At 48.3% G+C, this 8,301-nt stretch carries 10 protein-coding genes and 2 pseudogenes; 8 read left to right on the top strand and 4 right to left on the bottom strand.

From position 1 onward, the window contains the following. Positions 1-73: hypothetical protein (locus ACMV5I_RS25730; protein ID WP_262405404.1), on the top strand; the 73-nt coding region annotated here is incomplete at its 5' end. Positions 74-112: 39 nt separating this feature from the next. Here ACMV5I_RS25730 and ACMV5I_RS25725 read toward each other — a convergent pair. Beyond that, positions 113-1,030, bottom strand: a complete 918-nt coding sequence (locus ACMV5I_RS25725; protein ID WP_414825568.1) for an IS30 family transposase — start codon at positions 1,028-1,030, stop codon at positions 113-115. 109 nt (positions 1,031-1,139) lie between these two features. On the opposite strand from ACMV5I_RS25725, the pseudogene ACMV5I_RS25720 reads away from it, so the two are divergent. The 4 genes and pseudogenes from ACMV5I_RS25720 to ACMV5I_RS25705 all read left to right on the top strand — a co-directional run. Next, positions 1,140-1,274: pseudogene (locus ACMV5I_RS25720) on the top strand (IS3 family transposase); the annotation flags it as partial. 583 nt (positions 1,275-1,857) lie between these two features. Then, positions 1,858-2,103: a helix-turn-helix transcriptional regulator gene (locus ACMV5I_RS25715; protein ID WP_414825567.1), complete on the top strand. Its 246-nt coding sequence runs from the start codon at positions 1,858-1,860 to the stop codon at positions 2,101-2,103. 735 nt (positions 2,104-2,838) lie between these two features. Next, on the top strand, positions 2,839-3,438 hold the full coding sequence (locus tag ACMV5I_RS25710) for an isochorismatase family protein (RefSeq protein WP_414825566.1): 600 nt from the start codon (positions 2,839-2,841) through the stop codon (positions 3,436-3,438). A gap of 16 nt (positions 3,439-3,454) precedes the next feature. Continuing rightward, complete coding sequence (locus ACMV5I_RS25705; RefSeq protein ID WP_414825565.1) at positions 3,455-4,078, top strand: glutathione S-transferase family protein; 624 nt, start codon at positions 3,455-3,457, stop codon at positions 4,076-4,078. 124 nt (positions 4,079-4,202) lie between these two features. Here the strand turns inward: ACMV5I_RS25705 and ACMV5I_RS25700 are convergent, their stop codons facing one another. Then, a complete protein-coding gene (locus ACMV5I_RS25700) occupies positions 4,203-4,514 on the bottom strand; it encodes a hypothetical protein (protein ID WP_414825564.1) in 312 nt (103 codons plus the stop codon). Positions 4,515-4,666: 152 nt separating this feature from the next. Continuing rightward, positions 4,667-5,353, bottom strand: coding sequence for a transposase (locus ACMV5I_RS25695; RefSeq protein WP_414825571.1), 687 nt, complete (start codon positions 5,351-5,353; stop codon positions 4,667-4,669). Positions 5,354-5,406: 53 nt separating this feature from the next. Between ACMV5I_RS25695 and ACMV5I_RS25690 the strand changes: the two are divergent. Next, positions 5,407-5,577 (top strand): annotated as a pseudogene (locus ACMV5I_RS25690) (ATP-binding protein); the annotation flags it as partial. Between the two features lie 5 nt (positions 5,578-5,582). Beyond that, positions 5,583-5,939 carry a TraX family protein gene (locus ACMV5I_RS25685; protein ID WP_414825570.1) on the top strand — a complete coding sequence of 119 codons (357 nt, stop codon included), beginning with the start codon at positions 5,583-5,585 and terminating at the stop codon, positions 5,937-5,939. A 14-nt stretch (positions 5,940-5,953) separates the two neighbouring features. Here the strand turns inward: ACMV5I_RS25685 and ACMV5I_RS25680 are convergent, their stop codons facing one another. Beyond that, positions 5,954-6,406 carry a transposase zinc-binding domain-containing protein gene (locus ACMV5I_RS25680; RefSeq protein ID WP_414825563.1) on the bottom strand — a complete coding sequence of 151 codons (453 nt, stop codon included), beginning with the start codon at positions 6,404-6,406 and terminating at the stop codon, positions 5,954-5,956. A gap of 439 nt (positions 6,407-6,845) precedes the next feature. On the opposite strand from ACMV5I_RS25680, the gene ACMV5I_RS25675 reads away from it, so the two are divergent. Further along, entirely contained in the window at positions 6,846-8,300 is a 1,455-nt protein-coding gene (locus tag ACMV5I_RS25675) for a PLP-dependent aminotransferase family protein (RefSeq protein ID WP_414825569.1), read from the top strand. Position 8,301: the final 1 nt, after the last annotated feature.

Raw genomic sequence — 8,301 nt, 5'->3', positions numbered from 1 at the left:
GGCTATGGCCATGATCCGTGCCTTAAACAAAATGACGCGTGCAGGGATGCCAGAAAGTGTGCGGATTGCCTGAGGAAGTCAGTGACGGGAGGCGCTTTTATCTAAATCCGATTTAATCAACAAAGCCATTGAGCAGGTGTTCGAGTGCTGCGACCTTGCGATGGGTGACCTGATTGAAGTCTGTTCCTTTCGGGTAAAACCGCCGTATGAGCCCGTTAGTGTGCTCATTCAATCCACGCTCCCAGGAATGATAAGGCCGGGCAAAGTAGACCGTGGCTCCCGTTATTTTCGTTATTTCCTCGTGCTGCGAAAACTCAGGGCCGTTATCGGCGGTCAGGGTTTTAAACTCGCAGAAAGTATTGGCGACGATGTCCCTGAATGCGGCGACCACCGTCTCTGCACGCTTGTTGGGCAGTTTGCGAATGATGACCAGCTTGACGGCTTTATCGACCACGGTCAGCAGGAATGACTTCTGGTCTTTGCCAAAAATGGTATCAATTTCAAAGTGTCCGGGTTGTTGTTTGAGGTTCGCTTCGACAGGCCGGTGCTCAATGCCAACGCGGTTGGGAATGGGACCACAGGTGGCCTGGTCGGTCTGATAGTTATACCGCTTACCCCGATGGGGGAGTTGTTGATACAGGTCTCCGCCGGCCTGGCGCTCCTGCTGGATATAGCGATAGAGCGAGTTCTTGCTGACAGATAAACCAAATTCCAGTAACAGGCGGCCACTGATGACCTCAGGTGAAGTGTGGGTAGATAGCGCCTGCCTGATAAATTCTTGAATGTGCGGTTCAAGCTGGTTAACCACGTTATCCGGCCGTGCTTTCTGGCGCCGTCCTCTGGCCAGTTTTTCTGCCCTTCTGCAGGAATAAACGCCGTTGAAAGCGGCGTCGGTATTGCGTCTGAGTTCCCGGCTGATGGTAGAGCGCGGAAGCTGAAGCTCCCTGGCAATGGTGGCCTGATTACCCCCATCATCACGACGTATTTCGATGTAGAACCGCTCTTTCTGAGTCAGATGTTTTCCCTGCATGCAAAGGGATCTCCAGTAGGGCCAGAACGGTGATTTTATCCGGGTCTAGTCAGTGGGTCACTTTGTTGCATTTCAACTGGGAATGGGGCATACCTATGGCCGGGAGTAGTCGGGTGTGACAACTGAAAACTTCATGTTACATGTCGATGCTTACATCAGGTGGTATAACGAGCACCGTATTAAACTGTCACTGGGTGCAGTCAGTCCGAAAATGTACCGACAACAACTCGGGGTCACACATTAAAATAGTCCAAGAGAACATCTGCCCCCTAACGGTCAAAGGTCGTGGCGTTGACACATGGCCAGGAAAAGTAATAAAAAACAGTATATTACTTGGCGATGTCTTAATGCAATAGAGCCTTTTAGAACGATAGTCCCCCTTATAAAAACAAGGATAAGGCTAAGCTGAGGTGGGGGGGGGGGGACTCATCGTGGAGAGATGGCTATTGGGAGTAATTCGATACACATTATTTAACAAAGATAACAATCATGCTTGACTGATTGTTATCTTTGTTAAATAATGTGTATCGTTATTGAAAAATTAAGAAAAACTATAACAGTTATGGGGGGTATTGTGCAGGGCGAGATGAGTGATTTAGACCTACTTTTCAATAAGTTACACAGGCTAGAGTTATTGGAAAATGCTATTATTAATTATTCATCGGGTATTTTTAGTCAGATTGAGATATGTAGGGAGGTCATATCTATAACGCATGAAGTCCGAGTTGTAGAGTTGGTGACTATTTTATATGGGTATCTATCTTCAGTGGCAGATGCTGCTTCCTTAAAGGGGGGGGGGGTATGACTTTAAAAAATTGGTTTTCGAAATGGAAATAAGTTTATTTTTGAAAAATTTCAAAATAAAAGGTAAGGAATGCTGCTTATCAGAACAGGAACTGATAATCGGGCGGTTTATTATAATGGGTTTTTCAGTTTCAACAATAGCAATTAAAAGGATGAAAAGCGTAAAAACGATAAGTACACAAAAAAGATCTATATACAGAAAGCTAGCAGTTAGGAATGACATTGAATTCATTATGAAATTATCCAGCATGAGAAAAAACATTGAATAATTTCTTCATGTTAGCATGTGACGGTCATAAAAATTGCACTTGCTACGTTTAAAAAACTAGTAGATAAAATAGAGTCATTGCTGAATGAGCAGCATTTAGATAAAATATCCTCGTATCAGTGATTTGCTGAGCCATACTATACACTTTATTGCATATCCATTTTCAGTGTACAGATGATGGCTATAAACTCAACGAGCTACATATCATAGTCACGCTGGGTAAGGTGCAAGCAGAACATTTTTTTACTATGTACATCGCCTGGTTTAAGCTATATTTCGTTTTGCAATAAGAATATTTTTAAATTAGCGAAAGTTAGATGAAGAGTGAAGCTAATATGACTGAATTTACATATTTTAGAAGCTGAATTTTAATTGCTATATACAATAAACACATTTTTTTCACTAAAAAATCACGTAGTTCTTAATGAAAAAATTTATTGTAAGCGCCATTTTCTTTTTGATCATATCAAGCAGCAGTGCCTATACTAAAAAACCGGCAGAATGGACCTATGGTAATGCAGGACATCAACTCGGTTGTCTAATAATTAGTATTCTAGGTATATCTGGGTGTGAGAAACCGAGAATAACCCTGCCAGATGCTAAGTAGGGGCTGTCAAAAATATTCTACAATGCATAGAATGACCTAACTCGGGAAGTAAACAGTATGTTACCTGACTACTCCTTAATGCGACTTAAACCGTAATTTTTAACTCATATAAATATGGAGATTTTAATAATGACAACCAAATTTACAAGATTTACTGGTGACAATGCTGCGATGCTGTTGATTGATCATCAGATTGGGACTATGGGATGGGTAAAATCTATCCATTTTAATGTGATGAAGCAAAATGCACTACTGCTTGCACATGCAGCTAGCATACTAAAAATGCCTACTGTACTAACATCTAGTATGGAAGATAATGTACAAGGGCCTTTATTATCTGAACTTGCTAATATTCTTCCTGACAGCTTTAAAGCTCGAATTAAACGCCTTGGTGTTGTCAATGCGATGGATGATGTTAATTTTGCAACCGCTGTCGAAGCCACAGGTCGAAAAAGACTGATTATTGCGGGTGTGACTAATGATGTTTGTACTGTTTACCCTGCCTTGAGTCTAGTAAATGCAGGGTTTGAAGTTCAAGTCGTCGCAGATGCAGGTGGTTCACCAAGCGCTATTGCTGATGATATAGCACTTCGTCGCATGGAACGTGCAGGGGTTATACTCACCACCACAAACCAGTTATTAGCTGAATTGGCAGGAGATTGGTCCACTCCAGAAGGTACCCTATTGGTTGAATTGCTCGTAGGTACATTACAATCCCCTGCTAAGTGATATAAAGGATAGTTATATGCAACTTTATTACACACCAGGTGCTTGTTCTCTGGCTCCACATATCATGTTTGAATGGCTAAAAACGCCATATACACTTATACTTGCAGACAAAAATGACCTGAAATTTAAAAAATCCAGTCCAATGTTAGCAGTTCCAACACTGGTTGTTAAGGATTTAGGTACGCTTACACAATGTGGGGCTATTTTACGTTATCAAACGACCCTTCCTGGGGGCGATATTTTTGGGGCAAACCCCGAAGATCTCCGCGAATGCTACGAATTTGATCACTGGGAATGTTTTTTGACCGGTGATGTGCATCCAGCTTTCTTTCCATTTTTCAGTCCGCAGCGTTATACCACTGATGATCGAGAACAGGTTATAGCTTCTGTACGAGCAGCAGCTATTCCACTGGTAGAAAAAGTTTTCAATGTACTGGATCGGCATCTGTCGGATCATGATTATATAGTCGCTAATCGAATGAGTATTATAGATGCCTATGCCACTCCAATGTTTCGGTGGGCAAAAATAAGCTTGCCCGATACATTTTCAAAATACCCACATGTGACACGACATTATAGTATGATGTGTAAAAACGAAGGGGTTCAATCGGCTATGATGCAACAAGACATCTTACAATAATATTTAAAATCAGTGTTTTTATTAAAACTAACCGTCTCATTTTGGGACGGTTTTTAATTGGCAATTGAGGTGGCTACAACATGGGGTTATATGCCGGGTCCGCCGAAATTTCCGGACTGTGTTTTTAGTGATCTTTCGAGAGCTCAATAACGCCATCAACAATCCCCTGAGCAAGTCGCTCTATACATTTCGCAAAGCGAAAATATCTAGGATGTTGCTGGTAGATGTAGTCCATCAGCCGTTTAAAAGCTTCCATAGAACCATAACAACCATGCAACAGCCGAGTTGTCTCTGTCGTATCAAGCCCGCGTTGAAGTAATATGTTGTCTTTGGCTATGTCCCTTAACATAACAATCGCCTGATAAATAACCTGATCGCCCCCAGTTTTAACATGCTCAGGTAGTTCCTTGCCGTTTTTTCGTAAGCGTTCGGGCATCTAGTCTTGATGGTTAGGAGATTGGATCGTTTTTTTTTGAGGGCGACTGGCCATGAATAGTAGCGAGACGTCGCCCCCTGATGGGACGGTATCGCGATGGGTTGTGCGTAAAAATGCCTGTTTTGCTGTATTTTTAATCCCAAACCTGTTTTTTAGGCGCACTGATCCAGAGCCGGTGCCTGAAGCCATCGTTTTTTCTCCATCCGCTGCAGCCTGGCCGACAGTAATTCTGTCGCATGCCTGCCAGCCTCGGCGCCGGCAAATCGCAGCCGATCGCCGCACAAGATGCATTGGTACGGATCTGTGCCCAGGAAGCCTTTCATCAACACCGCGAACCCTGGCCGTTTGGGCTTATCCCGCCCCGCCATCGACAGCGCTTCGTAGACCTTCGGCAACAGTTGGCCCCGTTTGCGGTTGGCCAAAAAGCCGTAGTACCGCACCCTTTTAAAATGCCTCGCCGGAATATGGCTGATATAGCGCTGCAGCATCTCTTCCTGGCTGATTTTTTGGCGTTTATATTGCTGCGTGCGGTGATCGTAATACTGATGGACCACGGCACCGCCGCGATAATGCCGGAGCTGGGAAGCCGCCACTGGCGGGCGCTTCAGATAACGGCCGAGGTATTTCACGCTGCGCCAGGCGCCACGGGTCTTTTTGGCAAAGTGCACTTTCCATGCTCGACGATATTGCGCATGCAGGTAGCGGTGCCACCGCTCCTCGTTACGGATATGGCCGAAGCCTGGCAGGGAACCTGGGTTGATGCCCGCATAGTTGTCACGCAGCAGGTAAATGACGGCGTTGCGCCAGATTTGCTCTACGTCTTTCTTTTTAAATAACAACTGTCGCCAGACGTTGTGTTTGGCATCGAGGCCGCCGCGGGTGACGGAGACGTGGATATCTGCCAATGACCAGAGAGGAAGCCAGCCTGTTCTTCCGGCTACTGAACCGTCGATATGAAAAAGCGAGCATCATCCTGACGTCAAATAAAGGCTTCGCAGACTGGGGAGAGATGTTCGGAGATAACGTGTTGGCAACGGCGATCCTGGATCGGCTGCTGCATCACTTAGCCTGCTGTTCGGGCTCGACAACGACGCGCTACGGCTACTTGAACGGGGTGCTTTCCCGCTGTTTGGCCTGGTGTGGGCGATGAACCTGGCCCGCCATCCTCGCATCCGTCAGTCTTCGCTGAACCGGTTGTGGGTGTGGGCTGTGGTGGCACAGGGCGGCAGGATACTCGCCGGGCTGCAGCCGTATGAGGGCAATATCCTGTTTGCCTTTGCGGTCAGCGGGCAGGCGCTGGCGCTGATGCAGCAGCACGGTCCCCGCGTGTGGCCGCTGTCGCTGGGACTGGTTCTGGCGTGGTTACCCTTTTCGGACGGCAGCTATGGCCTTGCCGGCATCATGATGTTGTTATGCGGGTGCTGATTGAGTTGCCAGCCTTAGGTGTGCAGTGCGCAAAAGATGCCGACTTCGATCCCCTGCCTGCGGGCCCAGCGGAGCATTGCCCGGGTAGCGCAGCGAAACAGGTCGTTGAGCAGGGGCCAGTTGTTATTGAAGAACAGCCACAACAAGTGGGGCATGGTGAAGGTGATATGTTGCCAGTCGCAGTCGGGCAGGATGTGCTGCTGCTCAGCAATCCACTGCTCGGTGGCCTTGAGGCCGCAACTGCTGCAGGCCTTGGACTTGCAGCTCTGGCAGAAGAAGCGGGCATGGGTACAGTCGGATGAGGCGCAACAGTAACGGCGAACGCCCATGAGGCAGGTACCGCAGGCGAGCATGCGCTCGACGGCGAGTTTGGTCCAGTCGCTGAGGGTGTCGCCATGTTTATCCAGGTACTTGCTCCAGCCGTCGTCATGCTGGAACAGCAGCTTTGCGGGTCGCGGAATATACATTGTGCAAAGTATAGAGGGTGGCAGGGTATGGGAAAAGAGCCTCGGCGTCAGCGGGCTCACGTCGCAGGCGTGCTAATTTATGCGGGTATCAGTGCGGGGCGAGATCGCGAGGGGCTGGGCACGATCAGCCGCCGCTGGCGTTGATGTGAGGAAGGGTCTTAAGGACGGTTGAGGCAGCTTTGCTGCCGTGCTCGCCCCGAAGGGGCGCTACGTTCTCAATGGGCGAACAAAGTGATGGAAAGGTATCAGCGATGGCAGCGTAGATTACGACTGCCCCACGCTTTTTCATGCTCTCCAGTCATTGGGGCAACCGGAAAGAAAGCCAGAATTTGCCACCATATCCACTTTAACATGATCTTATACGTGCCACTTTTATCCGTAACAAGCCTTGTTTATATAGGATATAGTGAAATCAGACTTATGTGACTTGGCCAATTTCATGCATATTCCTCTGGATCGACAGCAGGACATTCCGCTGTATCTACAAATCGAAGAAGCGCTGCGCCGTTCCATTCTTTGCGGTACCTTTGCTGATGGCGATAAATTGCCGTCAACGCGTAGCCTCGCAGCCGAGCTTTCTGTCAGCCGCATGACGGTGGAAAGTGCCTACGCCGAATTGACAGCCAAAGGATTGTTGCAACAGCGGCGTGGCAGCGGGGCCTATGTACGCCATCTGCAACCGGCTTCCATGCAGCAAAGGCCTGCATCCAGCGAGCTATTCCCCGCGGATCGTTTCACGACCACGACATCGCGTCTGGACGGTTATCCAGATATTCCTTTGCCGGAGCACATCATTAACTTTGCCGCTGGCGTCGGCAGCCCCAAGGTGTTCCCAATGGAGGCGTTCCGTAAGATCCTGCTGTCGACTCTAAGTCGTCATGCAGAAGAAGCCTTCAGCTACGGTGATTATTGTGGTTACTACCCGTTGCGCGACACGCTGGGCAGGATCTTGACGGCGCAAGGTATCCCAACCCGTGCCGAACAGGTGTTAATCACAAACGGCTCGCAACATGCCATCAGCCTGATTTTTCAGAGGCTATTACGCCCAGGGGATACGGTCATTGTCGAAGAGCCCACTTATGGTGAAGCTCTGGCACTGATGCGCATGCGCCAGATCAACATTGTTCCTGTGCCCAGCGATCGTCACGGTATGTGTGTTAAGCAACTACCGGAGCTGATCGCCCTGCATCAGCCGAAAATGATTTACACCATCCCCAATTTCAGTAACCCTACCGGGCGCTGTATGAGCGAAGCACGCCGCAGCCGCTTGCTGGCGTTGGCGCAGCAGGCTGGGATAGTTATCCTGGAGGATGATTTTGTTGGCGATCTGCGTTACAACGGTAAAAGCCTGCCGTCACTGCGCGCCATGGCTCCCGCTGGCACGGTGATCTATGTCAGTACCTTCTCCAAAATGCTGTTGCCCAGTATACGCATCGGTTATCTGGTGGCAGACAGTGAACAGTATCTGCAATTCTCAAGGTTCAAGCACGTCGACAGCTTTGCCAGTTCTAACCTTATCCAGCGCGCACTGGACGCCTTTTTCACCGTTGGCAGCTACGACAAACAGTTGCGCCGGGCGGGAAGGATGTACCGCCAGCAACGTAATGCTATGGTGGCTGCATTAAGCGAGCACCTTCCGCCAGGCTGTCGGTTTGAAATTCCTGAGGGAGGGCTGTTTATCTGGTTGGAATTGCCATCTGTCATTAGCACCACAACGTTGATGCCAATAGCCTGGCAACAGGGTGTCACCTTTGCCCGTGGCGAATGTTTTTATGTTGAGGAGAAGCACGGCGCACATGGGTTACGATTGAATTTTGCAGCCAATACGCAGGAGCAGATCACCGAAGGGATCGCCCGACTTTGCAGGGCGATTGTTAAAGTTATGGGGAATTAAA

The organism is Serratia sp. T13T92 (genome assembly GCF_047530105.1).
Lineage (GTDB): Bacteria > Pseudomonadota > Gammaproteobacteria > Enterobacterales > Enterobacteriaceae > Chania > Chania fonticola.
This window is presented reverse-complemented; position numbering and strand designations above follow the sequence as displayed.

Coding starts and splice junctions, on each gene's coding strand:
- ACMV5I_RS25715 (WP_414825567.1), top strand. CDS start 1,858: ATGGAAATAAGTTTATTTTTGAAAAATTTCAAAATAAAAGGTAAGGAA.
- ACMV5I_RS25675 (WP_414825569.1), top strand. CDS start 6,846: ATGCATATTCCTCTGGATCGACAGCAGGACATTCCGCTGTATCTACAA.
- ACMV5I_RS25725 (WP_414825568.1), bottom strand. CDS start 1,030: ATGCAGGGAAAACATCTGACTCAGAAAGAGCGGTTCTACATCGAAATA.
- ACMV5I_RS25710 (WP_414825566.1), top strand. CDS start 2,839: ATGACAACCAAATTTACAAGATTTACTGGTGACAATGCTGCGATGCTG.
- ACMV5I_RS25705 (WP_414825565.1), top strand. CDS start 3,455: ATGCAACTTTATTACACACCAGGTGCTTGTTCTCTGGCTCCACATATC.
- ACMV5I_RS25700 (WP_414825564.1), bottom strand. CDS start 4,514: ATGCCCGAACGCTTACGAAAAAACGGCAAGGAACTACCTGAGCATGTT.
- ACMV5I_RS25680 (WP_414825563.1), bottom strand. CDS start 6,406: ATGTATATTCCGCGACCCGCAAAGCTGCTGTTCCAGCATGACGACGGC.